The sequence below is a fragment of the Haloarcula sp. H-hyl2 genome (assembly GCF_056934385.1).
Genome location: NZ_JBRIIJ010000001.1, coordinates 431,762 through 458,026, shown reverse-complemented (window position 1 = coordinate 458,026; position 26,265 = coordinate 431,762). Strand labels below are relative to the sequence as shown.

The window sequence follows — 26,265 nt, the reverse complement described above, 5'->3', positions numbered from 1 at the left end:
GCGGTGGCAGGAAAAACGGGAGCCGCGCTCAGACGTTCTGGACCGCTTCGATCAGTTCCGCATAGTCCGGTTCGTTCGTCGGGTCGTCGGTCGTCCAGGTGTAGGTCACCGTCCCCTCGTCGTCGAGGACGAAGACGGCACGGTTGGCGACGCCGAGCAGGCCGAGTGCCTCGATGTCGATCTCCAGCCCGTAGTCCTGGATCGCCTGGCGGCCCATGTCACTCACCAGGTCGAACTCCAGGCCGTGTTTCTCACGGAAGGCGTTCTGTGAGAGCGCCGAGTCGGCACTGACACCGAGGAGCGTCGCACCGGCCTCCTGGAACTCGTCGTAGTGTTCCTGCAGTGCGACCATCTCGCTCGAGCACGGTTTCGTGAACGCGCCGGGGAAGAAGGCCAGGACGACCGGACCGTCGCCCAGATGCTCCGAGAGGTCGAACTCCTCTACGTCACCGTTTGCGAGCGTTGCCGTGATGTTCGGGGCGGAATCACCAGTTGCTACCATCGGATGGCTCTAGGGATGTCGGCAGGATAAAACTACCCACGGCGGCCGATACGGCCGCGAGCGGTAGTCAGACCCACTCGTCGAACGAGTGGTGTTCGCGGCTGTGCTCGAAGTAGTCCCGTTGCATCTCACAGATCGCGTCGTCCAGCGAGTGGCCGTCAGTGGCGTATTCGCGGACGCGGTCGATCTTCCACTGGCTCGGGGTGGTCTCGGCCTCCCAGCGACGCTCGATGGGGCCCAGGTACTCGTCGATGCGAGCCTCGGGTACGTCCTGTTCTTCGAGACCCAGCCGAGCGTAGCGGAACACCTCGTCGTAGATGACCTCGGGGTCCGTGGTCCGCTCGCCGTGGACCGTCACCCACGCCACGTCGGCGTCCAGCCCGTTGCGGGCAGCGTCGTAGAAACTCCGTCTGGCCTCCTGCCACGGGAGCTCTTCGAGGGGGTGGTCCTCGACGACCAGGCCGCGGATCAGCCCGACGGTCAGCGCCTGCAGCCCGATCATGTCGTTGACGTGGGGCTGGGTCGGCAGCGGCCGGTACTCGATGCGTAGCGACTCCTCGGTGCTGGCGCCGGCCACCTCGTCGCCGCCGATGACACAGCGGAGCCACCGCCAGTAGGTCCCGCGCTTGTGGTCGAACTCCCAGATCTCGTCGGCCAGGGTCTCCCGGTCCTCGTCGTCGTGGAGCCACTCCCGCAGGAACGGCGCGAAGGAGTCGTCGGCGACGACGCGGTCGACGACGTCGGTGGTCGCGTCGATGTCCTCGGGTACCTTGACCTTCGGGTTCGCGCTGGTGTTGACCGACTGCTCGAAGGCGGCGATCCGGAGTTCGTGGTGAGTCTCCGCACAGAGCCACGCTGGGTCGACGTCGTCGTCGTAGAAGTCGGCCGGCAGGAACGGCGAGTTCGTCGACAGCGCCAGCAGCGGCCCGAGCGTCCGGATGGCCGCGTTGTAGTAGTCCGGGAACGCGTCGCTGTCGGGGATCTGGAGATGGGGCTGGATCGAGGTCGCCAGCGACTCGAAGAGGATCGTCGGGAACGCCCCCGAGTAGCCCGGCACGTCGAATCCGATCTCGCCGCCCGCATGCGCGAGCGCCTCGTTGTCCAGTGCGACGTAGCGCGGGGCGGGGCGCATGTTGTCGGCGACGACGACGTCGTCGTAGCGCTCGTGGGCCGAGAGGTACGCCTCGCCACCCTCCTCGGGCGGGATGGTCCACATCGCGTCGAGGATCAACTCACAGTGCTGGTTCGAGGCCTGCTGGCGGGCCTGCTTGGTCTGCATCTCGACGGCCGTGGTCTGGACCTCCATGCCGGTCTGGTCGAAGCTGTTGGGCTCGGTGTTGACCTCGGCGTTGTGCAGGCCCAGTTCCTTGTTGGCCTCACCCTCGAAGACGACGTCGGGGAGCCGTGTCAGCCGGCCCGCCCAGTCGTCGGGGTCCATGTACGGCTCGTCGTCCTCCTCGGTCTCCTCGACGGCTGGCTCGCCCTCGTCTTCGCCCGCGTCGTCGGGCTCGTCGGGCGCGAGCGGGCTGTCGGGGTCGACGTCCAGCGACGGCCCCTCGCCGGGACCGAAGTTGTCGTCGCTCCCGTCGTCGGCCTCTTCGGTGGCGTCGCCGTCCGCGGGTGGATCGCCGAGGAGTCCGTCGTCGGCGTCGAGCGACGCCCCGCCGTCGTCCGACTCCAGCGACGCGCCGCTACCGTTACCGGTCCCGCTCGGCTCCAGGGAGCTGTCCCAGGCGCCCCCACCGCCGCCGGAGAGGTCCGCGTCCGGGTCGCCGAGGTCGTCGGCAGTCTCCTCGTCCTCGTCTTCGTCGTCGTCGGGTTCCGGCGGCTCCGGGACGCTGTTGATCGCGTACAGTTCGATCTCCAGGCCGACCGAGAACTCCTCGTTGTCGAAGGCTCCCTCACGGATCTGACGTTTGAGCATCTCGGCCTGCTCGTCGACTCTGGGAGTGAACGTCTCGTCGACGTCGTCGGAGAGTGACTGCCGCACGAGGGCGACGAGTTCTTCGGTGGTATGCTCGTTGTTCATTCTCCTGTGCTCATCTCATTCGAAGAGATCCTCGTGTCTCGCCGCGAGGTTGGCGTAATCGCCCGAGGAGAAGGCTTCGAACACTTCGTCGGGGTCGATCGTCGTCTCCGACAGCGGCGTGACCTGGGCCGGGCTCCCGCGGACGAACGACTCCGGTGGGACCTCGTAGCCCGGCGGGACGACCGTCCCCATCGCGACGATGGACCGCTCGCCGATGTCGGCGTCGGTGACGGTGGAGTTGAACCCGACGAGTGCGCCGTCGTCGACGTGGGAGTCGTTCAGGACGGCGCCGTGGCCGACCATCACCTTCTCGCCGACCGTCGAGGCGTGCAGGACCGCGCCGTCACCGATGGCCGTCTGGCGACCGACCTCGACCGGGCCGACGTCGCCCCGGAGGACCGTCCCCGGCCAGACGTTGGCGTTCGGGCCGACTGTGACGTCACCGACCAGTGTCGCTTCGCGGCTGACGTGCGCGTAGCCGTGGATGTCCGGTTTCGCCCCCTCGAACTCGTACTCGCGACTGTCCATACCCTTACGGCGGTACGACCATCCGAAAAGTTACCGGTCGGTCCGACGCCGTCAGGTCCGGTCGACCGCGTCGTCGAAGACCGGTTTGAGCCGACTGATGACCTGGTCGTCGTGTGCGCCCGGGTCGAGATGGAAATGCCCGATCGCGTCGACCTGACGGAGCTGGCCGGTGAACATGTGGAGGAACTTGAACGCCGACTGGACGTCCGCGAACTGCAGGAGTTCCGTCAGCGAGTCGAAACAGACCACGAGCTGACTCTCCTCGGGTACGTCGGTGAGGTAGTTGTTCAGGCGCATCCCCAGCCCGGTGATGTCGTTGGGGTTGGCGTCGGTGACGAACACGCGCTCGGGGAGCTCGGTGTCGTCGTAGCCCCGCAGGCCAGCCTGGTCGCCGACGGTGACGATGCCCATCCGCCCCGGGAGCGTGTCGTGTTCGGCCATCCATTCGTCGACAAGTTCCTGCGGTGACGCCGAATACGTGATCCGCAGGACGTCGAGTTCCGCCAGGTCGTCCCCCGACAGGAGCGACAGGCAGGTCGACCGTTTGGCCTCGCCCAGCGACGGCGCCAGAACGAGCACGTTGGTTCCCGGTCGTGGGGCCCCCATCTACGAGTCCCCCTCCTGCTCGACGTCACGTGGCACGGTACTCTCGCCCGCGCCCGGCGGTCGCTGGACACGCATGTACGGCGCTTCGTTCACGTATTCGACGAGGCGGGTCGACCCCATATACCCACTGGGTGACTTCTTCAGTTCGATGTACTGGAGCCCGTTCTCGTCGACCCAGGTATGGAGGTCCTGCCAGGCGCCGTTCTCGTAGAACGACGCCAGTTTCTCGTCGAGCGAGTCCGGATTGTAGAGATACATCGACGTGTCTTTCGGCTGATAGAGGTTCTCCTCCTCCCAGAAGCGCATCTGCCTGAGTTCGTCGTCGGAGAGGATCGGCATCTGGGCCTCCACGTTGAGTGTCGTGAACATCGGTGTCTCGCCCCGGCGGTCGTCGATGGTCCGAAACACCGCGGCGGGGTTGTCGGTATCGTGTTCCTGCGGTTTGAATACGTTCCGTTTGGTGTTCTCCCAGATGTTGGTGAAGTCGATGAGAAACAGCTCGTCGTTGGCCAGTAGCTCCTCCATGTCGCCGATCCGTTCGTCGATGATGGTACGCAGTCGTTTGGGTGGCAGTTCGACCGGCGGGGCGATGGTGATAGCCATGTCGTGCTCGTAGGCCTGGACGAGGAGGTTCGTCAGGATCGAGTGCGGACTGGCCTGCCCGTCGTGTTCCAGCAGGAGCGTCCCGCCCCGGACGATCCCCCCGCCCATGAGTTCGTCCAGTCCGGGGATGCCCGTCGACATGTGGTCGGAGGGGACGAACTCGCCCGGGTGGGTCCGGAGCCGTGGCGAGATCCGGAGTCCAGTCTCGGTGAACGTCACCTCGTGGATCCGCGTGTCGTGGTCGACCCCACGCATCTTCACGATCTCCAGGAAGCGGTGGTAATCGCCACTGACGTTCTCGCGCCAGAGCCGAATCACGCCGTGGGTGTTGAACTGGACGGCGTCGCTGGCCGCGACAGTCTTGACGTCCGCCTGTGAGGCCGACGGCTCCGACTCCTCGGCAGTGAAGACGGCCGTCGCCTCGAACTCGTCGTTGAGCAGGCGGATGAAATCCAACAGTGTCCGCCGGAAGACGTCACGGTCGTCACCAATGGCAGAGAGTCCCGAAACAGAGTCCAGTACCACCCGGTCGGCGGGCGCGAATCGCTGGAGGTACTGGGTGATGTACTTGCTCTCGAAGGGGGCCGAGTACTCTCCGCCGAGCATCTTGCCACCCTCCAGCGTCTGGAGTGTCAATTCCCGTTCGTCGTCTCCCTCGACGGTCTGACCGGGCGTCGCGTGCAGCGACGTCACCGTGAGGTGCTCGTGGTCGAGCTCGAACGGATACGAGGCGAAGGTGTCGACGAGTTCGTCGAAGGTCTGTTCGGTGCTGATGTAGAGACAGTCCTCACCGTCGTCGAGTCCTTCCTGGAGGAACTGCATCGCCAGCGTCGATTTCCCTGTCCCAGGACCGCCAGTCACGAGGACGGTCCGGTTCTCGGGTACCCCGCCGTCGAGAATCTGGTCGAGCGTCTCCGAGCCTGTAGGTACCGGCATTGTTGATACTCGTCTATTGGTGCGATACCGGAAAGGTGTACCGTCCGAATATCGGTTCCGAGGTCGAAACCGACCGGATCAGTAATTCTAGCGTACCGACTCCTACGTCGATCGTAATGATACTCGAATTCTGACCTGTTCTGCGACGAGAGGGTAATATTCACCTACTTGTTTTATCTTCTCCGACCATTATTTAGTCGGTAGATGGAACCAAGCGAGAACGAGCCAGTCCGCGATGGGCACGCGGACGTGGACTCGGAACAAGGTGTTTCCCCACCGTCGCAAACACACACCGACGGCGACCACGACGCGCCGTCGATGAACGATCTGACTGCGGTGATGGACAACCACGAGACGTCCGGACTCGACGGAGAGGACGTCGCGGCCGACGTGGAAGTGCGCGACCATTCGACCGTCGCCGACGTGCTGTCGGACGTCTATCGGTACTTCGAGACCGCCGACATCGACGAGTCGTTCGCGGCCGCCCCCGACGAGGAGTTCATCGCGACCGAGTTCTTCGATTTCAGCTATCTCGACGAGTATCAGGAGGTCGAACGCTACTGGGTCAACGAACCGTTCGCGTACGTCGTCATCCTGTTCGACGAGCGGGAGAACGAGTATCGATACCAGGTCGTCGAACCCGTGCTGAACAACTTCGAGCAGTACGTCAGACAGGATCTGGTCGCCCTGTTGCGCAACAACCTGATGTACCGTGACTTCGAGGACGACGACGAGCGAGCCGCCGTCTTCGAGACGGAAGCGAAGGAACTCATCACCGATCACGCCTCGACAGTCGAGGACGGGACGCTCCACAAACTCCTGTACTATCTACTTCGGGACTTCCTGGAGTACGGCCCGATCGACCCGGTCATGCGCGATTCGACGATCGAGGATATCTCCTGTGACGGTGCCGATGTCCCGGTGTTCGTCTACCACCAGCGATACCGCGACCTCCGGTCGAACGTCTCGTTCAGCAACGAGCGGCTCAACGCCTTCACGTTCCGGCTGGCACAGCGGGCGGGCAAGCAACTGACCATCTCCGACCCGCTCATCGACGGAACACTCCCGGACGGCTCACGTATCCAGTTGACGCTGGGGGGCGAGATCAGCACGCGCGGGTCGAACTTCACCATCCGGAAGTTTGCCGATATCCCCTACACCCCGGTCGACCTCATCAACTGGAACACCTTCTCCGCCGAACAGATGGCGTACTTCTGGATCGCCATCGAGAACAACAAGTCGCTCATCTTCGCCGGCGGGACCGGTTCGGGGAAGACCTCCAGCATGAACGCCGTCTCGTTTTTCATCCCGCGGTCCAGCAAGGTCGTCACCATCGAGGACACGCGCGAGATCGACCTGCCACACGAGAACTGGATCCAGAGCGTGACCCGCGGCGGCGTGACAGCCGACGACCGTGGCGAGGTCTCGATGTACCGACTGCTCCAGTCGGCGCTGCGCCAGCGGCCCGAGTACCTGCTGGTCGGCGAGATCCGGACCGAGGAACGGGTCGCACTGACCTTCTTCCAGGCGATGTCGACCGGCCACACGGCCTACACGACCGTCCACGCCGACTCGGTCGAGACGGTCCTCTCGCGTCTCCAGAACCCGCCGCTGAACGTCCCGACACAGATGCTCCAGGATCTGGACATCGTCTCGATCCAGCGCCAGACGTTCCTCGACGAGAAGCGGGTCCGACGCAACGAGGAGATCGCGGAGATCTCGGCGGGGACCCGGGACGACAGCATCGACACCCTGACGATCTTCGATCGGGACGCTACGACTGACACCCACACGAAGGTCAACGAGTCCGCACTCCTCCAGGAGATCGCGGAGGACCGCGGCTGGAGCGAGCGCGATCTGGAACGGGAGTTGACCGACCGGAAGCGGGTCCTCGAGTACCTGGCGGACAACGACATCACCGAGTACGCCGCCGTCGCCAGGGCGATCAACCGCTACACGCGACGGCCGGACAGACTACTCGAACAGATCGAAGACGGGTCGCTAGACCGGGCGGAACTTGTCGACGAGGGGCCGGCGATGTCGACGGTCACCCCCGTCTCGCTCCAGGCCGAGGACCTGTTCTAGATGAGCGACGACTCGACGCCCTCCACCGATCCGGACCGCCCCACTGCGTACGGCCTCAACAAGTATCCGATGGCCCCCCGATCCGAGGCCGAGGACCGCAAGCGGATCCGCGAGGAGTACGGGTGGCTGCGGGGCTACTACAAGGCCCGCCCCGAAGCGTACCGTGATCTCCAGCGCACGCTCAACCAGGCGCGGATGGGAGTCAACTACGACGTCTACCTCGCACAGAGCGCGTGGTACGTCGTCGCGTCCGTGATCGTTGGGATATTCCTGGGCCTCCTGCTCACGGTGTCGCTCATCGACATGGGGCTCCTGGCCGAGTTCCGGAACCCGCTCAACTACCGTGGCGATCTGACCCGCTATCTCGGAGCGAACCGGGCGTGGTTCACCGGTGCAGCGCTCATTATCGTGCTGTCGTCGCTCCTCTCGACGATCGTCTGGTACGCTCGGTACTACTTCCCAAGTTTCGCCGCGAGCGGCCGCCGCCGGAACATCGACATCACGCTGCCCCACGCCATCGTGATGATGTACGCGCTGTCGTACAGCGGGCTGAACACCTCGGAGATCATCGAAATTCTGGCCGAATCCCAGGACACCTACGGCGAAGTGGCAAACGAGTTTCAGATGGTCCACCGTGACCTGACGCTGTTCGGGAACGACCTGTACACGGCGTTGCGGAACACACGTGACCTCACCGTCAGTGACAATCTAGAGCAGTTCATCGACGACATGCTCTCAGTGCTGGACGCTGGCGGCGACCTCACGGCGTTCTACGAGAACGAGGTCGACACCTACCTCGAAGAGGCCCGTGACGAACAGGAGCAGTTCATCGAGACCCTCGGGATCCTCAGCGAGTTCTTCATCGCACTGTTCGTCGCGGCGCCGCTGTTCGTCATCGTCATTCTCATCGTCATCAGCCTGCTGGGCGGGCAGACACTCGGGCAGTTACAACTGCTCGTGTACGCGGCCCTGCCGCTCGGGATGGCTGGGTTCATCGTCCTGCTCGATATGCTCTCGGAGCCCTACGAGCAGCCGGTCGTCCAGTCGACGGAGCACGACGCACGGACGGCCTCGCTCCTGGGCGACAGTCCGTCGCTGTTCGTCGCCTTCCTCAAGGGTGAGATCAGCGAACTCTTCGAATCCAAGCCCGCATCGGCAGCCACCGACGGCGGCTACGACATCGGCGGTGTGTTCGCGGACAGCGAACAGCGCCGCGTCGACGGCTACCTGCGGACACAGCGCCGCAAGGCGATGTGGGACGCGATCACCAATCCGATGCGGCCGATCCGTCGGAAACCGGTTCTGTCGTTGCTGGTGACGGTGCCGGTGGCCATCGCCTACCTCGGCGTCGTCCTGGCGACCGAGACGGTCGAGGCATCGTTGTCCGTCTTCGTCGAGGAGCCGCTGTGGGCGACGACGATACTCGCGGTCGTCCCGGTGTTCGTCGCTGTCGTCCCGCTGTCGCTGTTACACGAGCGCCGCGCCAGACGTGAGCGCCGTATCGCCATGCGATTCCCCGAAGTGCTGAACGTTCTCTCCAGTGCGAACCGGATGGGGATCAAGTTCGTCGACGCGCTGGGGTTGGTCTCGCGGTGGTCGTCGGGCCCGCTGGCCGACCAGCTGGAGATCGTCCGCAACGACATCCGCTGGAACTACGACATCCACCGGGCGCTCGAACGCCTCTCGACCAGACTCCAGTCCCCACAGCTCGCCCGGACCATCCGCCTCATCGGCGAGGGGACCCGCGCGAGCAGGGACCTGGCGAGAGTCCTCTCGATCGCGGCCGAGGACACTCGCGACCGGTTCAAGATCGAACGCAAGCGCCGAAGCGAACTGGCGACCTACATCGCCGTCGTCGTCATCGGATTCCTCGTCTACCTGATGGTCATCGTCCTGCTGGACGCGAGTTACCTCCAGCCGATCGAGAACGCAGCGACCGGGGCGGACACGACCGGCGAGCGCGGATTGCCACTGAGCCTGGCGAACATCCCGGTCAAGACCTACCAGGCGATCTTCTTCCACTCGGCGCTCATCCAGGCGTTCGGCATCGGTCTCATCTCCGGGAAGCTGACCGACAACAGCACGCTGAGCGGGCTGAAGTACAGCATCGTCCTGATCGTCGTCACGATCCTCGTCTTCCTCTTCGTATGAAATCGACCGACACACCACCAGACCGACGTACCGACCGCTCGACGACGCTCGGCGACGACGACCGCGGGGTCTCCGCGCTGCTGGGAGGCATCCTGTTGTTCGCGCTCGTCGTCGCACTGGTCGCGTTGATCCAGATCAACGCGGTGCCGGCGGCCAACGAGCAGGTCGAGTTCGAGCACAACCAGCGTGTCCAGGGCGACATGCAGGAACTCCAGGAGAGCCAGTTTCGGGTCGCCAGTACCGGCACCGAGGCGACGGTCAAGATCGAGACCGGGACCGGCTACCCACAGCGGTTCTTCCTGTTGAACCCCTCGCGGCCAAGCGGCTCGCTCCGGACGAGTGACGTCGGACAGATCGTCGTCGACAACGCGACGGCGACCGGCGAGACCGGCGACTACTGGAACGGGAATAGTCACCGGTTCAACGCCAGTTCGCTCACCTACGAACCCTACTACAACGAGTACGGCAACGCCCCCCAGACCGTCGCCGAACACGGGACGCTGTACAACAGACACGCGAACGGCCGGACGACCCTGATCGAGCGCGGGGCGCTCATCAGTGGCCGAGAGATCTCGCTGATCGCGCTCCAGGGCGACCTCTCGACCACGAGCGACCGGTCCGTCACCGTCGGGATGGCACCAGTGAGCGCGCCGGCACAGACGATCACTGTGCGTAACGATACTGCGCCAATCACGCTGACGATACCGACCCAGCGGTCCGTCGCGGACTGGAACGAGGCACTGGCCGACGAGACCGTCAGCGCCGGCGGCCACGTCCAGAACATCACCGCTGGACCCAGCGGGACGGTCAACGTCACGCTCCAGCAGGGCGTCACCTACTCCATGCGACTCGCCGCGGTCGGGATCGCCAGCGGCTACGACCCGACGCCGGACCCGGCCTACATCGTCGATAGCGCTGGGAACGGAACAACAATCCCTGAGGGAGGAACCCAGCGGCTTGTCGTGCAGGTCCGGGACGAATACAACAACCCGGTCGCAAACCAGACGGTCGGGACGAACACGACCGACGGAGATATCACGTTCCTCGGCAGCAACAAGACCGACGCCGACGGGGAAGTGACTATGGAGTACACCGCCCCAGCGGATGTCGACAAGGTGACCAGCGAGACCGTTTGGGCTAGATTCGGCGGAAATATGACCGAACGAGAACGGGTCCGGTTTGACCTGTCGGTGCTCAATGCCGACTCGGATAGCGACTCGAAGAACGACGGTGGGAACCCGATCAATCCCGCCGACACCATCGAACTAGTTGACGCTCAACTACTCAGAACGGGACCTAACAATGACTGCAAGCAGCGGAGCGACAACTGTGAAGTCGATATTACTTTCCAGAACCGGGACACCAACTCAAGCCAACACATCGAAGAGATGCGGGTGAGCTTCTATTCGACGAGCAATGATTTCTCCCCACCGACCGGGCGTACCGTCGCCGACAGTAATTCGCCTGCAATCACCTACGCTATCGGAACAACGTTTACGAATGTGTCGGGGAAGCTCGATTCGTTCGCACCAAGTGGTTCACAGACGTATCGTTTCAGTTTCGCTGGGTTCACAGAGGTAGGCGCGATGAATCCCAAGACTTGGGACGGGGCGATTCTGGGTGACTTCTTCGTCGTAGAGATTGTCTTCAGAGATGGCGACGACGGGACTCGGACCGTCGCGACGTACTTCATCGGCCCAGACTGACCGAGCCGTTATTCTATGTGAACCACCAGCACCGGCACGGGCGAATTCTCTGTCACTCGTTCGGTGACACTCCCCAGCGTCGAGACGCGCTGGCGGCCGGTCCGGCCATGGGTCCCCATCACGATCATGTCGACGCCCTCGCGCTCGGCGTACTCGACGATGGTCTTGTCCGGGATACCCTCCTCCATGCTGGTCCGGACCTCCAGGCCGGCCTCCTCGCCGCGGACGGCGATGTCGTCGAGCGCGACCTGGCCTTCCTCCTCCAGGGACTGCCGGACGGTGTCTTTGGTGTCCGCGTCCGCGGCACGGTACTGTCGCTTGTCGACGACGTAGAGGCCGTGCAACACTGCCTCGTTGTCGCGTGCGATGGAGACGGCGTGTTCGGCGGTCTCCATCGTGCCGGAACTCCCGTCGGTGGCGATGAGTACGTGGTCGTACATGTATCACGTCATGGACACCGATGGTACATAGTTCTCCGTGCTGGCCCAGCGGTCGGAGGATAGTTAGCAATGTTTGAATATCAGCACCCGAACGCAAATCCTGTCAACAGGAATATTTTAGTCAGTTCACGTGAATGGGTTGTACAACGATGGAATCAACCCAGTCCGAGGAGGGGCGGCGAGCGGAACTGTTCGTCCGATCGCTGGTGCCAGAGACGGCGCGCTCACACCAGCAATCGGTCACCGACCGCCTGCAGACGCTGGTCGATGACGGTTCGCTGACGGAGTACACGGTGACGGTCTGGGGGAAACAACTACCCGCGACGCCGGCCGACGTGACCACGCCGTTCGGCCGCCAGATCCACGAACAGATCGCTGCGTTCCGGAAGTGGGCGCGCGTCAACGACCGCTCGCTCTCGCCGGCGTTCTCGCTCCGATCGGTCGACGCGTCGCTAGTCGAGGAGCAGTACCGGGCGATCGTGCTCCCGCAACTGCTCTTGGTCGAGTACGAGAGCGAGTCGATCCGGTGTGTCACACCACACGTCGACGACGAGACCGTCGTGTCCGTCGCAGACCGGCTGAACGATCTGGAATCGGACGGGTCGACCACCTTCACCGGGCTCGACCGGGCGACGGCTGAGACGGCCACCGACCGGCTAGAGGTCCGTGGCGGGACCATCGGGAGCAACGAACCGGTCGCCTCCGAGTAGCGCGGGCGTCTCAATACACTTATCCCCGGCGGCTATCCTAATCAGGCATATGAGTACGGTCACGGTTACGCTACCGGACGGGTCGACGCTCGAGATGGCGTCCGGGAGCACGGTCGAGGATGTCGCCTACGAAATCGGGCCCGGGCTCGGAGACGACACCGTCGCGGGCGTCGTCGACGGCGAGCTCGTGGACAAGCACGACCCCATCGAGACAGACGTCGACCTGGAGATCGTCACACCGAGCAGCGACGAGTACGTCGACGTCCTGCGCCACTCGGCGGCCCACGTCTTCGCGCAGGCGCTCCAGCGGTGCTACCCCGAGGCGACACTGACCATCGGACCGTGGACCGACGACGGCTTCTACTACGACATCACCGGCGTCGACATCGACGAGGACGACCTGGAGGAGATCAGCGAGGAGGCCCAGGAGATCATCGCGGCCGACTACGACATCGAGCGGGAACTGGTCGACCGCGAGGAAGCCTTCGAGCGCTACGAGGACAACCCGTTCAAACAGGATATCTTAGAGACCGAGGCCGCCGACGAGGACCCCGTCTCCTTCTACGAGCAGGCGGAGTTCTACGACCTCTGTCAGGGGCCCCACGTCGAGTCGACCGGCGAGATCGGCGGCTTCGCGCTGCTGGAGATCTCGGCGGCCTTCTGGCGCGGCGAGGAGGACAACGAGACCCTCACGCGGGTCTACGGGACCGCGTTCCCGACCCAGGAGGAACTCGACGAGTACCTCGAAAACCGACGGAAAGCACAGGAGCGGGACCACCGCAAGATCGGCCAGGAGATGGACCTGTTCTCCATCGCCGAGACGACCGGGCCGGGCCTCCCACTGTACGAGCCAAACGGCAAGAAGATCCTCAACGAACTCTCGGAGTACGTCGCCCGGCTCAACCGCGACGCCGGCTACGACGAGATCGAGACGCCCCACGTCTTCCGGACCGAACTCTGGAAGAAGTCGGGCCACTACGAGAACTACGTCGACGACATGTTCCTGCTCGACGTCAACGACGAGGAGTACGGCCTCAAGCCGATGAACTGTCCGGGCCACGCGACCATCTTCGAGCAGAACTCCTGGTCGTATCGGGACCTCCCGGTCCGGTACTTCGAGGACGGGAAGGTCTACCGCAAGGAACAGCGCGGCGAACTGTCGGGGCTCTCCCGGACCTGGGCGTTCACCATCGACGACGGCCACCTGTTCGTCCGGCCCGACCAGATCGAACAGGAGGTGCTCGCGACGGTCGATATCATCCTCGACACGCTGGACACGTTCAACCTCGACTACACCGTCCAGTTCGCGACCCGCCCGGAGAAGTCCGTCGGCGGCGACGAGATCTGGGAGAAAGCCGAGTCCCAACTGGAGTCGGTGCTGGAGGAGCAGGGGATCGACTACAAGGTCGAGCCCGGCGACGGCGCCTTCTACGGCCCGAAGATCGACTTCGCCTTCGAGGACGCGCTGGGCCGACACTGGGACGGTCCGACGGTCCAGCTGGACTTCAACATGCCCGAGCGGTTCGACCTCTCCTACACCGGCGAGGACAACGAGGAGCACCGGCCGGTGATGATCCACCGCGCGCTGTATGGCTCCTACGAGCGGTTCTTCATGGTGCTGACCGAGCACTACAACGGGAAGTTCCCGCCGTGGCTGGCCCCCGAGCAGGTCCGTATCCTGCCGGTCAGCGACGACAACATCCCCTACTGTGAGGAACTGGCCGCCGAACTCGACGACGTCCGCGTCGAGATCGAGGACCGCTCCTGGACGGTCGGCCGGAAGATCCAGCAGGCCCACGACGACCGGGTCCCCTACATGTTCATCATCGGCGACAACGAGGAGGAGGCCGGCACCATCTCCGTGCGGGACCGCAAGGAGAACGAGGAAAAGGATATCGAGCTCTCGGAGTTCAGCGACCACCTGGCGACGGAGATCGAACAGAAGCGCACCGACGTGACCTTCTTCGCCGGCCGGTAGCGCCCCGGACTTTTTCACCGCAGCCGACGACGGCGTTCGCATGGCAGATGCCGACGGCGATCAGCCCGACGACCAGTTCCGCCAGCGGGCCGGCGAACGCTCGGCCGTCCTGTGGGTCGTCCTCGATGCCGACCGCTGGCTCGTCAGCGGGGCGTTCGCCAGCGTGGTGCTGGTCGCCGTCATCGCCGTGGGCCTCCTCCATCCCACACCAGCCGAGGCGCTCCTGCGGCGTGGCGACCCGGTCGAGACGCTGTACCAGGCGCTGGTCACGGCGACGATCACCGGCGTGACGCTGGTGTTGACTCTGAGCCAACTCGTCCTCTCCCAGGAACTCGGTGCCGTGGGCGACCAGCGCGAGCGCATGGAGGGTGCGATGGACTTCCGGGCGGACGTGGCCGACGCCGTCGACGCCGACGTGAGCCCCGCCGAACCCTCCGCGTTCCTCCGGTCGTTGGTCCGCGCGACGGCCGAACAGGCCCGTGCCGTCGAGGACGCCGCCGAGGAAGCGACCCTCGACGACGACCTGGCTGAACTCCTCTCGACGTATCTCGATTCGGTGACCGGTAACGCCGAGGCCGTCACCGACGAGCTCGAAGGGGCCACCTTCGGCGCGTTCGACGTCGTCAGGGCCGCACTCGACTACAACTACTCCTGGAAGCTCTACGCCGGGCGACGTATCCGGGAGCGCTACGCCGAGGACCTTCCGGCGGCGGTCGACGACGAACTCGCCGAACTCGTCGAGACCCTGGAGCTGTTCGGCCCGGCCCGCGAGCACTTCAAGACGCTGTACTTCCAGTGGGAACTGACCGCGCTCTCCCGGACGCTGCTGTACGTCGCCGTCCCGGCGTTGACCGTCGCCATCGCCAGTCTGCTCTTTCTCGACCCTCAGACGTTCACCGGGGCGACGCTGGGCGTCTCGGACGCATTGTTGCTCGTGGCCGTGACGACGACGCTCTCGGTGCTGCCCTTTACTGTCCTGCTGGCGTACATCCTCCGCATCGTCACCGTCACCAAGCGGACCCTCTCTATCGGCCCGTTCATCCTCCGCGACACTGACCGATCGGTCGACGTCAGCTGGGACTAACGCTTTTCTATCCGTCGCGTGTGGCGACTCGTATGCCGCCACTCTCGACGGGCGCCCTCGTCGTCTTCGCGCTCGTCGCCGTCGCCCTGGTCCTGTTCGTCACGGAGTGGCTCTCGCCCGATATGACTGCCATCGGCGTCCTGGTGGCGCTCGTCGTGCTCGAACCGTACACGCGGGTACCGGCGCGAGAGGCCATCGGCGGCTTCGCCAGCCCCGCCGTGCTCACCATCCTCGCGATGTACATCCTCAGCGCCGGCGTCGAGCGGGCCGGCGTCGTCGACTGGCTCGGGGGAAAACTGGCGACGCTCACCGGCGGCGACGAGAGCCGACTGCTCGCGGCCATCGTCGGGACGACCGGCGTCAGCGCCGGCTTCGTCAACAACACGCCCATCGTCGCGGTCTTCATCCCGCTCGTGACCGGCCTCTCGGACCGGTACGGTATCTCGCCCTCGCGACTCCTGCTTCCGCTGTCGTTCGCCTCCATGCTCGGCGGGACGCTCACACTCGTGGGGACCGCCACGAACCTGCTCGCAAGCGACCTCTCGGCGGAACTGTTGGGCGAGCCGTTCTCGATGTTCACGCTGACGCCCGTCGGGATCGTCGTCCTCCTCGTCGGCGTCGCGTACCTGCTGACGGTCGGCCGCGCGCTCGTCCCCGAGCGGATCCACCCGGCCGCCGACTTCACCGAGGAGTTCGACATGGATCGCTACCTCGCACAGCTCCGGGTCCGTGAGGAGTCACCGCTAGTCGGGCTGACAGTGACCGAGGCGCTCGACCGGACCGTGACCGACGAACTGGTGACGGCGGCCGCCGAGACGGTCGCCGGCGAACCGCTCGACGAGGACGTGCCGGCGGACGAGATCGCCGCCGTCGGGACGCTGCTGGACATCGACGTGCTCCAGATCGACCGGGACGGGGAGTCCTTCTTCGCGTCGGCGACCGACCGCACGCTGGAGGCCGACGACGTCCTGACCGTGCGGGGGAACCGCCAGTCGGTCAACCGCTTCGCCGAGACGCTGGGACTGCGCCAGCTCGCCCGCGAGTCGGTCACCGAGGAACTGCTGGCCGAGAGCGGCCACCCCGGCGTCCTCGTCGAGGCCGTCGTCGACCAGGAATCACGACTGCGGGGCCGGACACTGGCCGACGTCCAACTTCGGGGGCGGTTCGACGCGACAGTGCTGGCGGTCCGTCGCGGCGACACCCTCATCCAGGACGGGCTCGGTGACGTGACGTTCTCGGCCGGAGACACCCTCCTGCTCCAGACGCCCGTCGACGGGATCGGCCACCTCGAAGAGGAGGGCTACCTCGTGTTGACTGAAGGGCCGCCGGAACTGTTCGACATCATCCACGACGACGAGATCCCCTCGCTAGACCCCGGTGCCCTGGTCCCGCTCGCGATCCTGGTGGGCGTGATCGCCGTCGCGGCACTGGACCTGCTCCCGATCTACATCGCCGCACTGGGCGGGGTCGTGACGATGGTCGCCACCGGGAGGCTGAGCGCATCGAAGGCCTACGACGCGGTGAGCTGGAACGTCGTCTTCCTGCTCGCGGGCCTGCTCCCGCTGGGGCTGGCGATGCAGGAGACCGGCGGTGCGGCCTTCCTCGGTGGCCTGCTCTCGACGGCCGGCGGGGTACTCCCACCGCTGGCGTTGCTGGCGCTGTTCTACCTCCTGACCGCAGTACTGGCCAGCGTCATCACCCCGGTCGCGACGGTCGTCCTGATGATTCCCATCGCCGTCGCAACCGCACAGGATGTCGGTGTCGCCGGCCTCCCGTTCCTGCTGATCGTCACCTTCGCCGTCGCCACGGCGTTCCTGACGCCCATCGGCTACCAGACGAACCTGATGGTCTACGGCCCCGGGGGCTACCGGTTCACCGACTACGCCCGCGTGGGGCTCCCGCTGCAGTTGCTGCTGTGTGCCGTTACGACGCTCGCAGTCGCGTTCGTCTGGCCACTCTGACGGCGTAGTTCTAAGGGACCGCGACGCGTCGCTCGACGTATGGGCGCCATCGAGGTCGAGGGGCTCACCAAGGTGTACGGCGAGACGGTCGCCAACGACGACCTCTCGTTCACCGTCCGGGAGGGCGAGATATTCGGTTTTCTCGGCCCGAACGGGGCCGGCAAGAGCACCCTCATCCGGATGCTGCTGGGCTTCCAGTCCCCGACAGAGGGCACCGCCCGCGTACTCGGCCAGGACATCCGCGACGAGGATGCCCTGCTGGAGGCCAAAGCCGACCTGGGCTATCTGCCGGCGACACCGGGGTTCGACGGGGGCGTCACCGGCCGGACGTTCCTGGACTACCAGGCCGAACTGAAAGGCGACCAGCGCCGCGGGGAGCTCCTGGAACTGTTCGACCCCCCGCTGGACCGGAAGATACGGGCCTACTCGACGGGCAACAAGCAGATGCTGGCCATCGTCCAGACGTTCATGCACGATCCGGACCTGGTCGTCATGGACGAACCCACGTCGGGACTCGATCCGCTGAAACAGGAGCACTTCAACGACTTCCTCCGACGGGAACGGGACCGTGGCGTCACCGTCTTCTTCTCCTCGCACGTGCTGGGCGAGGTCCGCCGGGTCTGTGATCGGGTGGGGATCATCCGGGACGGTCACCTCGCGGCCCTGGAGGACGTCACCGACCTGCTATCCCGGGGTGGCAAGAAGGTCCGCGTGACGACCGCCGACCCGGCCGACCCCTCGGCCTTCGAATTCCCAGGCGTCGTCGACTGCGAAGCCGTCGGCGAGCAACTCCAGTTCACGTTCACGGGCGACTACGACACCCTTGTGGCCGAACTGACCGACTACGACATCGTCGACCTGGACATCGAGGAACCGCCCCTGGAGGACGTCTTTATGCACTTCTACGGCGACCAGCCCAGGAGCGGCGACGACAGCGACGGGACGGGGAACAAAACAGGCGACGAAGAGGACGACAGAAGCGACCGGAGCACAGCGGTGGACACCCCGGAAGCGACGGGGGCCGACGATGTTTGAGGTGACCCGCTACGAGGCCCGGCGGCGGGTCCGGGGGACCGCCGGCCTCGCGGTCGGACTGGGCCTGTTCGGCCTGCTCATCATCGGCGTCTTCCCCTCTATCGAGGCCTCCGGCGTCGACTTCGAGGCCTACATCGAGAGCCTGCCGGAGGCGTTCCGGGCGAGTTTCGGCACCGAGGCGTTCGGGACCATCGAGGGGTTTCTCGCCGCGGAGTTCTACCAGTTCGTCTGGGTGCTGCTGTTCGGGCTCTACATGGCCTACGTCGCCGGCGGGACCGTCGCGGGCGACGTCGAGAACGGCCGCCTGGACCTGCTGCTGGCGACGCCGATCAGCCGCTCGCGGCTCCTCGTCGAGAAGTACCTCGCGCTCGTGACCCCCATCGTCGTGCTCAACCTCGTCATGCCGCTGTTCGTCTACGGCGGCACCATCCTCATCGAGGAGTCACTGGACCTGGTGGACCTGCTCGCGGTCCACGCGCTGTCGGTCCCGTACCTGCTTGTCTGTACGAGTATCGGACTGGTGCTGTCGGTACTCCTCCCGCGTGGCGACCTCGCCCAGCGGGGTGGCATGGCCGCGGTCTTCCTGCTGTTCGTGCTCGACTCGGTGACCGCCTCGACCGACTTCGAGGTGCTGGGCGCGTTCTCGCCGACCCGATACTACGACACCACGGAGATCCTGGTCCAGGAGACCTACGACGTCGAGGGCGCGATCATTCTGCTGGTGGCCGCGTTCGTCCTGCTCGGACTCGCCCGCGCACGGTTCCTCCGGGCGGACCTGTAACGCGACGAACGTTTATCACCGAGCCCGTCGTCAGTTTCCAGCAACACACCGTATGGCCCCCAGACACTCTCGCGCCCTGCTCGTGGTCCTCGTGGGCTGTCTACTCGTGACCCAGCCCCTGGTCGTCACCGCCGGCGTCCGGAACCCCCACTTCGAGACCAGCGTCCCCGAGCCGACACTCACCCCCGGCACCGAACAGACCGTGACGGTCCAGCTCGCCAACGACGCCGAGGACCCGGAGGACGTCGTCGAGGACGCGACGGACGTCTCCGTCGAGCCACGTGCCGGAGATACACCGTTCACCATCCAGTCCGGCCCGCAGTTCGTCGGGACGATGCGCGACGGCCAGCGCGAGCCGATCCGAGTCCGCGTCGTCGTGCCGGCGGACGTCGAGCCGGGGACCTACAGGATCCCGCTCCGGGTCAGCTACGTCCGGGACTTCGACGAGGCGGAGCGGGACACGGTCACTGCGACCGTCCGGGTCCCCGAACGGCCCCGCTTGCGGGTCGTCGACACCGAGTCCGACCTCGCTGTCGGCGAGCGCGGGACCGTCTCGGTGACCGTCGAGAACGTCGGGACTGCGACCGCGCGCGATGCACGCCTGGCGCTGTCGACCGACGACACGGACCTCTCGATGGGTGGCGGACAGCAGGCCAGTCGCCTCCTCGGACAGCTCGATAGCGGCGACCGCGAGACGGTCACATTCTCGGTCCAGTCGGCCGGGAGCGCCCGCAGCGAGCGGTACGCGCTGTCGGCGACGGCGACCTTCACCGACCAGAACGGGTTCGACGTCTCACAGGACCTCGGTGCAGTGGGTGTCACACCCCGTCCCGCACTGCGGTTCGAACTGCGCGAAGTCCAGAGCGACCTCAACACTGGCGTTGAAGGCTCGATCAACGGCGTCGTCGTCAACCAGGGCAACCGCACCGCCAGGAACGCCGTCGTCGAGGTCACCTCGCCGTCGGCGACACTGCGGTTCCGCGAGCCGGCCTATCCCGTCGGCGACGTCGAGGGCAGTGGCTCCAGCCAGTTCTCGATCCCAGTGACCGTCCCGCCAGCGGCCGACGGCGGACCCCGACCGGTGACCGTGGCCGTCACCTACGAACTCGACGGCGACGACGCCGACGCCGACCGCCGCCGGACGGTCGTCCGGACGCTCTCGGTGCCGGTCGCCGACGAGGACCTGCTGGCTGTCACGGCCACGAACACCACATACCGACCGGGCACGGACGGCCGACTGCAGGTCCGTGTCGAGAACGTCGGTTCCGAACCCCTGACCGATGTCGCGCCGCGGCTGGCGCCGTCGGCGCCCTTCGCCAGCGACGCACCTCGGAGCTTCGTCGGCTCGCTCGACCCCGGCGACGCGACGACCGTCACGTTCCCGCTGACCGTGGCCGGCGACGCCGTCGCAAGCACCCACTCGGTGCCGGTCAACGTGACGGCGACGACTGCAGCCGGCGACGCCGTCCGCTCCGGACCGCACGACGTTCCCGTGACGGTCACGGACGCCGACCTGCTGGCAGTCGAGGCCGTCAACGCCACGCTCGCCCCCGACTCGGACGGACAGATCGACGTCCGTATCGAGAACGTCGGTTCGATCACGCTGACAGACCTCGACGCTCGGATCGCGCCGACGGCACCGTTCACGAGCGAGGGGCCCCGGAGCTTCGTCGGCTCGCTCGATCCTGGCGAGTCGACGGTCGTGACGTTCCAGCTCACGGTCGCCGAGGACGCCGTTCCGAGCACACAATCGGTGTCGGTCAACGTGACGGCGACGACGCCCGACGACGACACCGTCCGGTCCGGGCCACACGAGATCGCAGTCGAGATCGCGACAGAAGAGACGACCGGGAGTACCGTCGTGCTTCTCGTGGGGGCAGTCGTGGTCGCGGTGCTCCTGGGCGTCGGCTGGTGGTGGCTGAACCGCTAGTTCGGCTTCTCGTCGTCTTTCAGCTCTTCGAGTTCGGCGTCGACCTCGCTATCGGAGACCTCCGGCGCGTCGACGTCGCCCTCCCCGGCCAGTTCCTGTTCGAGGTCGCTCTCGGAGAGATCCTCGGAGCCGTTGTCGGCCGGTTCGGCCTCGCTCTCGTCGGCCTTGCCCATCTCTGCCTTCAGCGTGTCCAGTTCGGCGTCGACCTCACCCTGCTGTTGCACCTCGTCGAGTTCCTGCTCCAGCGAACTCTTGTCGGAGAGTTGGTCCTCCAGAACGCCGTCCTCCCGGAGTTCGTCCATCGCCTGTGCGCGGGCCTCCATGTCCTCTGTCCGTTCCTCCGCGCGCTCGATGGCTCGGTTGACGTCCTCCATCTCGTCGCCGGCGCCGGTCATCGCCTCGTTGACGCGCTTTGACGCCTTGGCGGCCTCGTGGCGGGCCTTCATCGTCTCCTTCTTGGTGCGGAACTGCTCGATCTGCTTTTGCAGCTCGTTTTTCTGCTCGACGAGCTGGTCCTGCTGGGACTGGAGCTGGCTGATCTGGGTCTCCAGCTCCTCGATCTGGGTCATCTTCTGTTTCTTCTTCTCCAGGGCCTGCCGGGCCAGGTCCTCGCGGTCCTGCTTGACGGCCTGGCGGGCCTGCTCGTTGTGCTTCTCGACGTTCTCTTCGAGCCGGCGTTTCTGTATCTCCAGGCGTTTCTTCTGTGTCGTCAGGTCCGCGATACCCTGCTTGACGTCCTGCAGTTCGTTTCGCAGCTGTTCGTAGCTGTAATCGAGGGTCTCGGTCGGGTCTTCGGCCCGGTTCAGGACGGCGTTGAGCTTGGACCGGATGACGTACGAGGCGCGCGAGAGGATTCCCATATGGTCTGATTCGTGGCTCCTGACTTAAATTTCTTACATGGTGTTTCGCTCGGAGAGAGTCTGAATTTCGACAGGTTCAGGCTGGCGGGCATCCTCCGGTGACACATGAGCGAGACGGTCCACGTCCCCGGCGGTCGTCGCGTCGTCGGGTCGCTGGACACTCCCGACGCAGAGGCCGTCGTTGTCGCGTGCCCACCCCATCCGCAGTACGGCGGCTCGCGGTCGGACTCGCGGCTCCGGGCGGTCGGGGAGGCACTCGCGCCCGACGTGGCGTGTCTCCGCATCGACTACGGCCCCTGGGACGAGGGGCGTGGAGAACGAACCGACGCCGAGAACGCCCTCGCGTGGGCCACCGACCGCTACGAGACGGGAGGCCTGTTCGGCTACAGTTTCGGCGCGGCGGTGGCACTCAGGACGGCCGCAGCCCTGGACGCCGACGCGCCCGAGGCCCCGCAGTGCTGTTCGGTCCTCGCGCCGCCAGCGGGACTGACGGGCCAGCGGGACGTGGTCGACGCTGTCGATACCGTCGATTGCCCGCTCCAGGTGGTTTACGGCGAACGCGACGAGGCCGTCGACTGGGAGCCAGTGGTCGACCGCGCCCGTGAACTGGGCCACCGCGTCGAGTCGGTGCCTGCAGGCCACCAGTTCACCGGCCGGACCGGCCGGGTCGTAGAACTGATCACGGATTTCTTGCTGGCCTCGCGGTAGCCGATCAGCCGAGCGCGACCAGCCGCCGGGAGCCGTCCTCCCAGTCGAGTGCGACCACGCGGCCGTCGCCGTACCGTGCCAGTATCTCCGCGTCGCCGTCGCCGTCGAGGTCCGCCGATGTGGCGAACGTCCAGATCAAGACATCACGCTCGTAGGCCGCCCGTTCCCCGCCAGTTCGTCCGTCCAGCACGACGACGGTCCCGCCGTTGGTGACCGCGACGACGTCCGCGGTGCCGTCGCCGTCGACGTCGGCCAGCACCGGGGCGAACATGGACTGGCGCTCGCCACCGCCCAGCGGCGTCTCCCACTCGGTGTCCCCGGTCGCCGCGTCGACCGCCAGGACGGTGTTGGGCGCGTGGCCGACGTACACCTCGGCGTCGCCGTCGCCGTCGGCGTCACCGGTCGCGTGCAGTCGCGCGGTCCCGGAGACCGACCGCTCCCACAGGCGTTGGCCGGTCGTCCCGTCCAGTGCGGTCAGTTGCTGGAGGTCGCCGGCGAAGACAGTCGCCCCGCCGTCGCGCTCGACTGCCGCGAGCGTCGTCGCCGGCGTCGGCGAACGCCACAGTTCGGTCCCGTCGGTGTCCAGCGCCACGACCGCCTCCTTGCCGCCGACGACGATCTCCGGTGCGCCGTCGGCGTCGAGGTCGACCAGCCGGGGGCGGGCCCAGACCGTCATGTTCGTGTCGGTCCGCCAGGCGACCGTGCCGTTGCCGTGGGCCGCCACGACGGTCCCCCGGATGTCGCTCGTGACCACCGCCGGCCCGCGGTCGGCCGTCGAGACCGCCGGCTGTCCGTAACCGTACGTCGACAGCGGGACGCGCCATTCCTCGGTCCCCGAGGCCGCGTCGAGGACGACGAGGGCGTTCTGGGTCGTGCTAGCCGCCACCTCCAGCGAGCCGTCGTCGTCCAGATCCGCGATGGCTGGCTGGGTGAGAGCGTGGGTGAAACAGTCCTCGGGTGGGACGCTCCAGCGCCACTCGGTCGCCCCCGCTGCCGGACCGAGCCGCACCAGCGAGCACGACTCGGGCCCGATGGGTTCGGCGTTGGGGACCGCGGCGACGGGCGCGACGACCACCTCGTCGTCGGGACCGACACCGACCGCGTGGTGGTTGACCTCGTTCTGGCGAGCGGTGTCGCTTATCCACGTCTGCGTGAGCGACCCACCGCCACCGGCAAGCCCCACGAGGATAACACTGACCAGAACCCCACACAGAACGAGGGCGGCCAGGACCGTCGGCAGTCGCATCACTGGAGGTCGCCGCCCGGTAGTGAAAAGCCCGTCTATCGTCTGCGTTCGCCGGGCGAGAGCGGTACGTACTTGCCCGCCGACCGGCGAGAGCCACCTGTGTCACGCAGTCGTTCGACGCGACCCGTGGTCGTGCTCCTGGCGACCGCCGGGACGCTGCTGGCGACCGCCGGGACCGTGAGCGCCCACGGCGCAGTCGGCGGCGAATTCGAGGCGCCGATTCCGCTGGGACTGCTGTACGGCGGTGCGGGTGCGACGGTCGCCATCACCGCCGGGTGGCTCGCTGTCGGCGGCCGGTCGGTGCCCGAACTCGCGGGCGACCGGAGGGTCGTCGTCGGTTCGGCGGGCGCACGCCTGCTCCGGACCGGCGGCCGCGTTCTCGGCCTCGCCGCGTTCCTCGCGGTCGTCCTCGGCGGATTGATCGGGCCACAGATCCAGTCCGAGAACGTCGCGACGGTGCTGTTCTGGCCCGTCTGGCTCAAGGGGGTGGGGCTGGTGGCCATCCTCGCTGGCAGCCCGTGGCGGGTCGTCTCCCCCTGGGGGACGCTGTACGGGGTCCTCGCCCGTATCGAGGGCGAACCTCCTGCGCTGTTGGGCGACTACCCGGACCGTCTGAGTGTCTGGCCCGCACTGCTTGGTTATCTCCTGCTGGTCGGCGTCGTCGAGAACCTCACGACGCTCCCTCGGTCGCCGCGGCTGACCGCCGCACTCGTCGCCGGCTACGCGCTCGTGATGCTCGTCGGGGCGCTCGTGTTCGGTCCCGCGTGGCTCCGACGGGCCGACCCGCTGGCCGTGCTGTACGACCTGCTCGGTCGCGTGGCGCCGCTCGCTGTCCGACGGACCGGGGAGGGGGGCTACAGTCTCGCGCTCCGTGCCCCCTGGCGGGCCTGTACGCGACCTGTCGCCGACACCTCCGTCGTCGCCTTCGCCATCGCAGCGGTCTACACCGTCAGTTTCGACGGCCTGACCAGCACGCCGACGTTTCAGACACTGCTGGCCACTGTAGCCGAACCGCTCGGGCCGACGCCGACGGCGACCGTGCTCTACGTCGCCGGCTTCGCCTGGTTCCTCGCCAGTTTCACACTGGCAGTGGTCGCCGTCGAACGCGTCGGCGGCGGGCGCTCCGTTCCAGTGGCGGTCGCGACGGCCTTCGCTGGCTCCGTCCTGCCCATCGCTGCGGCCTACGAGGTGGCACACACCTACCCCTTCGTCCTCCGGAACCTCGGGACGACACTCGCGCTCGCTACCGGCGGTACCGTCGACCCGGCACTGGCCGCCCTGCTGCCGGTCCCGGTATTCTGGGGCACCCAGGTCGTTCTCGTCGTCGTCGGCCACCTCGTCGCCGTCGTCGCTGCCCACGCCGTCGCACTCGACCGGTACGGCGTAGCAGGCCCTCGGGCGCACGTCCCGCTCGTCGCCGTGATGGTCGGGTACACCGTCCTCTCGCTGTGGATCATCTCCCGACCGGTCGCCGTCTGACCCGAAGACATATCTCTCAGCCGAAACGATTTCGGCCGTGCGCCGCTCTGCCCTCCCCCTCGCCGTCGCACTGCTCGTCGGCCTGGCTCACGCCGCCGCCGTCATCGGCGTCCAGCTTCAGCTCGGTTACGACGTCGGCCCCGCCGCGTATCCGGTCCACATGGTGCTGTGGCGCTACGGCGGGCTGATCGTCCTGGGCGCCGTCCCGGTCTGGCTCGCGCTTCGATACAGGCTGGTCACGCCGCTGGCGCTGGTCGCCGTCCTGGCCGCGCTGGCGTTCCACGCGGAACTGACGCCACCGGACCCTGTCTTCCGTGACGTCGCCGAGATCGAACCCGGCGTGGACGGGCCGACCGGCTTCACCGTCGTCGAGAACGGCCTCTACCTGGCGAAGTACGCCGGCCCGTGGTTCGTCTGGACCGTCGCCGCCGGGCTAGCTGGCCTCTGGGAGATTGTCGTTCGCCGCCGTGCGTGGCTGCCGACTCTCCCCGACACACCGAGCATCGTCGTCGAGGCCGATCCACGGGTCGTCGCCGCCGTCGCCGGGGTCGCACACGCACTCGCCTCCGTCGCCTACGCCTGGGGCTGGGGGATGTCCGGGACGCCGCTGGGGGCACTCTGGGCGCTTGGCGGCGGTGTCGTGCTCGTCGGCATCCCTGTGTACCTCCTGCTCACCGACGACCTGGTCTGGCCGACCGCCGTCGTGACGGTACTGTTCGTCAACAGCGTCTACGCACAGCAGTACGCCGGTCCCGGTGATCCGCACGCGCTGTACGCTGTGGGGTGGTTCGTCTTCCTCGGCATCGCGCTGCTCCCCGGCGCTATCGAGTACGCTCTCCGGCGTGTCCGCACTCGGTCCGGCGGCACAGTAGTGTGAACAATTGAGGAGTACCCCATACCCTTATTG

Annotated in this window: 21 protein-coding genes; 13 read left to right on the top strand and 8 right to left on the bottom strand. The window is 66.3% G+C overall.

Annotation, left to right across the window (positions count from 1 at the left end; translation table 11 throughout):
• Positions 1 to 28 precede the first annotated feature (28 nt).
• The 5 genes from Hhyl2_RS02345 to Hhyl2_RS02325 form a co-directional block, all read right to left on the bottom strand.
• Positions 29 to 502, bottom strand: coding sequence for a redoxin domain-containing protein (locus Hhyl2_RS02345; RefSeq protein WP_483549111.1), 474 nt, complete (start codon positions 500 to 502; stop codon positions 29 to 31).
• A 67-nt stretch (positions 503 to 569) separates the two neighbouring features.
• Positions 570 to 2,531, bottom strand: coding sequence for a glutamate-cysteine ligase family protein (locus Hhyl2_RS02340; protein WP_483549110.1), 1,962 nt, complete (start codon positions 2,529 to 2,531; stop codon positions 570 to 572).
• Between the two features lie 15 nt (positions 2,532 to 2,546).
• Positions 2,547 to 3,059: a gamma carbonic anhydrase family protein gene (locus Hhyl2_RS02335; protein ID WP_483549109.1), complete on the bottom strand. Its 513-nt coding sequence runs from the start codon at positions 3,057 to 3,059 to the stop codon at positions 2,547 to 2,549.
• Between the two features lie 51 nt (positions 3,060 to 3,110).
• Entirely contained in the window at positions 3,111 to 3,665 is a 555-nt protein-coding gene (locus Hhyl2_RS02330) for a DUF7504 family protein (protein WP_483549108.1), read from the bottom strand.
• Complete coding sequence (locus Hhyl2_RS02325; protein ID WP_483549107.1) at positions 3,666 to 5,204, bottom strand: RAD55 family ATPase; 1,539 nt, start codon at positions 5,202 to 5,204, stop codon at positions 3,666 to 3,668.
• Between the two features lie 204 nt (positions 5,205 to 5,408).
• On the opposite strand from Hhyl2_RS02325, the gene Hhyl2_RS02320 reads away from it, so the two are divergent.
• Genes Hhyl2_RS02320 through Hhyl2_RS02310 form a run of 3 tightly spaced genes read left to right on the top strand, consistent with a single transcriptional unit; the run spans position 5,409 to position 11,146 of the window.
• Positions 5,409 to 7,289, top strand: a complete 1,881-nt coding sequence (locus Hhyl2_RS02320) for a type II/IV secretion system ATPase subunit (RefSeq protein WP_483549106.1) — start codon at positions 5,409 to 5,411, stop codon at positions 7,287 to 7,289.
• Entirely contained in the window at positions 7,290 to 9,440 is a 2,151-nt protein-coding gene (locus Hhyl2_RS02315) for a type II secretion system F family protein (protein ID WP_483549105.1), read from the top strand. It begins immediately after the preceding gene.
• Positions 9,437 to 11,146 (top strand): Ig-like domain-containing protein, encoded by a 1,710-nt coding sequence (locus Hhyl2_RS02310; RefSeq protein WP_483549104.1) that lies wholly within the window; start codon positions 9,437 to 9,439, stop codon positions 11,144 to 11,146. The genes Hhyl2_RS02315 and Hhyl2_RS02310 overlap by 4 nt, the downstream gene beginning before the upstream one ends.
• Before the next feature lie 8 nt (positions 11,147 to 11,154).
• On the opposite strand, the gene Hhyl2_RS02305 is transcribed toward Hhyl2_RS02310, so the two are convergent.
• Positions 11,155 to 11,586, bottom strand: coding sequence for a universal stress protein (locus Hhyl2_RS02305; protein WP_483549103.1), 432 nt, complete (start codon positions 11,584 to 11,586; stop codon positions 11,155 to 11,157).
• A 149-nt stretch (positions 11,587 to 11,735) separates the two neighbouring features.
• On the opposite strand from Hhyl2_RS02305, the gene Hhyl2_RS02300 reads away from it, so the two are divergent.
• Genes Hhyl2_RS02300 through Hhyl2_RS02270 form a run of 7 tightly spaced genes read left to right on the top strand, consistent with a single transcriptional unit; the run spans position 11,736 to position 21,065 of the window.
• Positions 11,736 to 12,296: an HTH domain-containing protein gene (locus Hhyl2_RS02300; RefSeq protein ID WP_483549102.1), complete on the top strand. Its 561-nt coding sequence runs from the start codon at positions 11,736 to 11,738 to the stop codon at positions 12,294 to 12,296.
• Positions 12,297 to 12,345: 49 nt separating this feature from the next.
• A complete protein-coding gene (gene thrS / locus Hhyl2_RS02295) occupies positions 12,346 to 14,274 on the top strand; it encodes a threonine--tRNA ligase (RefSeq protein ID WP_483549101.1) in 1,929 nt (642 codons plus the stop codon).
• Between the two features lie 40 nt (positions 14,275 to 14,314).
• Positions 14,315 to 15,358, top strand: coding sequence for a DUF7972 family membrane protein (locus Hhyl2_RS02290; RefSeq protein WP_483549100.1), 1,044 nt, complete (start codon positions 14,315 to 14,317; stop codon positions 15,356 to 15,358).
• 32 nt (positions 15,359 to 15,390) lie between these two features.
• Complete coding sequence (locus Hhyl2_RS02285) at positions 15,391 to 17,319, top strand: SLC13 family permease (RefSeq protein WP_483549099.1); 1,929 nt, start codon at positions 15,391 to 15,393, stop codon at positions 17,317 to 17,319.
• A 39-nt stretch (positions 17,320 to 17,358) separates the two neighbouring features.
• On the top strand, positions 17,359 to 18,354 hold the full coding sequence (locus Hhyl2_RS02280; protein WP_483549098.1) for an ABC transporter ATP-binding protein: 996 nt from the start codon (positions 17,359 to 17,361) through the stop codon (positions 18,352 to 18,354).
• The gene (locus Hhyl2_RS02275; RefSeq protein ID WP_483549097.1) at positions 18,347 to 19,135 is read left to right on the top strand and encodes an ABC transporter permease subunit; all 789 of its coding nucleotides are present in this window, start codon (positions 18,347 to 18,349) and stop codon (positions 19,133 to 19,135) included. Before Hhyl2_RS02280 ends, Hhyl2_RS02275 begins: the two co-directional genes overlap by 8 nt.
• A gap of 52 nt (positions 19,136 to 19,187) precedes the next feature.
• Positions 19,188 to 21,065, top strand: coding sequence for a COG1361 S-layer family protein (locus Hhyl2_RS02270; protein ID WP_483549095.1), 1,878 nt, complete (start codon positions 19,188 to 19,190; stop codon positions 21,063 to 21,065).
• On the opposite strand, the gene Hhyl2_RS02265 is transcribed toward Hhyl2_RS02270, so the two are convergent.
• Complete coding sequence (locus Hhyl2_RS02265) at positions 21,062 to 21,925, bottom strand: PspA/IM30 family protein (protein WP_483549093.1); 864 nt, start codon at positions 21,923 to 21,925, stop codon at positions 21,062 to 21,064. The genes Hhyl2_RS02270 and Hhyl2_RS02265 overlap by 4 nt on opposite strands.
• Positions 21,926 to 22,030: 105 nt before the next feature.
• On the opposite strand from Hhyl2_RS02265, the gene Hhyl2_RS02260 reads away from it, so the two are divergent.
• Positions 22,031 to 22,633 (top strand): alpha/beta hydrolase, encoded by a 603-nt coding sequence (locus Hhyl2_RS02260; protein ID WP_483549092.1) that lies wholly within the window; start codon positions 22,031 to 22,033, stop codon positions 22,631 to 22,633.
• Positions 22,634 to 22,637: 4 nt separating this feature from the next.
• On the opposite strand, the gene Hhyl2_RS02255 is transcribed toward Hhyl2_RS02260, so the two are convergent.
• Positions 22,638 to 23,879 (bottom strand): outer membrane protein assembly factor BamB family protein, encoded by a 1,242-nt coding sequence (locus Hhyl2_RS02255; protein ID WP_483549091.1) that lies wholly within the window; start codon positions 23,877 to 23,879, stop codon positions 22,638 to 22,640.
• A 99-nt stretch (positions 23,880 to 23,978) separates the two neighbouring features.
• Here Hhyl2_RS02255 and Hhyl2_RS02250 point away from each other — a divergent pair, with 99 nt between their 5' ends.
• Positions 23,979 to 25,358 (top strand): hypothetical protein, encoded by a 1,380-nt coding sequence (locus Hhyl2_RS02250; protein ID WP_483549090.1) that lies wholly within the window; start codon positions 23,979 to 23,981, stop codon positions 25,356 to 25,358.
• Positions 25,359 to 25,395: 37 nt separating this feature from the next.
• A complete protein-coding gene (locus Hhyl2_RS02245; protein WP_483549089.1) occupies positions 25,396 to 26,235 on the top strand; it encodes a hypothetical protein in 840 nt (279 codons plus the stop codon).
• The last annotated feature ends 30 nt before the right edge of the window (positions 26,236 to 26,265 follow it).

Excerpts from the sequence above, each read along its gene's own strand:
- Hhyl2_RS02300 (WP_483549102.1), top strand. The coding sequence starts at position 11,736 with ATGGAATCAACCCAGTCCGAGGAGGGGCGGCGAGCGGAACTGTTCGTC.
- Hhyl2_RS02305 (WP_483549103.1), bottom strand. The coding sequence starts at position 11,586 with ATGTACGACCACGTACTCATCGCCACCGACGGGAGTTCCGGCACGATG.
- thrS (WP_483549101.1), top strand. The coding sequence starts at position 12,346 with ATGAGTACGGTCACGGTTACGCTACCGGACGGGTCGACGCTCGAGATG.
- Hhyl2_RS02330 (WP_483549108.1), bottom strand. The coding sequence starts at position 3,665 with ATGGGGGCCCCACGACCGGGAACCAACGTGCTCGTTCTGGCGCCGTCG.
- Hhyl2_RS02255 (WP_483549091.1), bottom strand. The coding sequence starts at position 23,879 with ATGCGACTGCCGACGGTCCTGGCCGCCCTCGTTCTGTGTGGGGTTCTG.
- Hhyl2_RS02320 (WP_483549106.1), top strand. The coding sequence starts at position 5,409 with ATGGAACCAAGCGAGAACGAGCCAGTCCGCGATGGGCACGCGGACGTG.
- Hhyl2_RS02260 (WP_483549092.1), top strand. The coding sequence starts at position 22,031 with ATGAGCGAGACGGTCCACGTCCCCGGCGGTCGTCGCGTCGTCGGGTCG.
- Hhyl2_RS02280 (WP_483549098.1), top strand. The coding sequence starts at position 17,359 with ATGGGCGCCATCGAGGTCGAGGGGCTCACCAAGGTGTACGGCGAGACG.
- Hhyl2_RS02265 (WP_483549093.1), bottom strand. The coding sequence starts at position 21,925 with ATGGGAATCCTCTCGCGCGCCTCGTACGTCATCCGGTCCAAGCTCAAC.
- Hhyl2_RS02335 (WP_483549109.1), bottom strand. The coding sequence starts at position 3,059 with ATGGACAGTCGCGAGTACGAGTTCGAGGGGGCGAAACCGGACATCCAC.
- Hhyl2_RS02345 (WP_483549111.1), bottom strand. The coding sequence starts at position 502 with ATGGTAGCAACTGGTGATTCCGCCCCGAACATCACGGCAACGCTCGCA.
- Hhyl2_RS02270 (WP_483549095.1), top strand. The coding sequence starts at position 19,188 with ATGGCCCCCAGACACTCTCGCGCCCTGCTCGTGGTCCTCGTGGGCTGT.
- Hhyl2_RS02340 (WP_483549110.1), bottom strand. The coding sequence starts at position 2,531 with ATGAACAACGAGCATACCACCGAAGAACTCGTCGCCCTCGTGCGGCAG.
- Hhyl2_RS02290 (WP_483549100.1), top strand. The coding sequence starts at position 14,315 with ATGGCAGATGCCGACGGCGATCAGCCCGACGACCAGTTCCGCCAGCGG.
- Hhyl2_RS02285 (WP_483549099.1), top strand. The coding sequence starts at position 15,391 with ATGCCGCCACTCTCGACGGGCGCCCTCGTCGTCTTCGCGCTCGTCGCC.
- Hhyl2_RS02325 (WP_483549107.1), bottom strand. The coding sequence starts at position 5,204 with ATGCCGGTACCTACAGGCTCGGAGACGCTCGACCAGATTCTCGACGGC.
- Hhyl2_RS02315 (WP_483549105.1), top strand. The coding sequence starts at position 7,290 with ATGAGCGACGACTCGACGCCCTCCACCGATCCGGACCGCCCCACTGCG.
- Hhyl2_RS02310 (WP_483549104.1), top strand. The coding sequence starts at position 9,437 with ATGAAATCGACCGACACACCACCAGACCGACGTACCGACCGCTCGACG.
- Hhyl2_RS02275 (WP_483549097.1), top strand. The coding sequence starts at position 18,347 with ATGTTTGAGGTGACCCGCTACGAGGCCCGGCGGCGGGTCCGGGGGACC.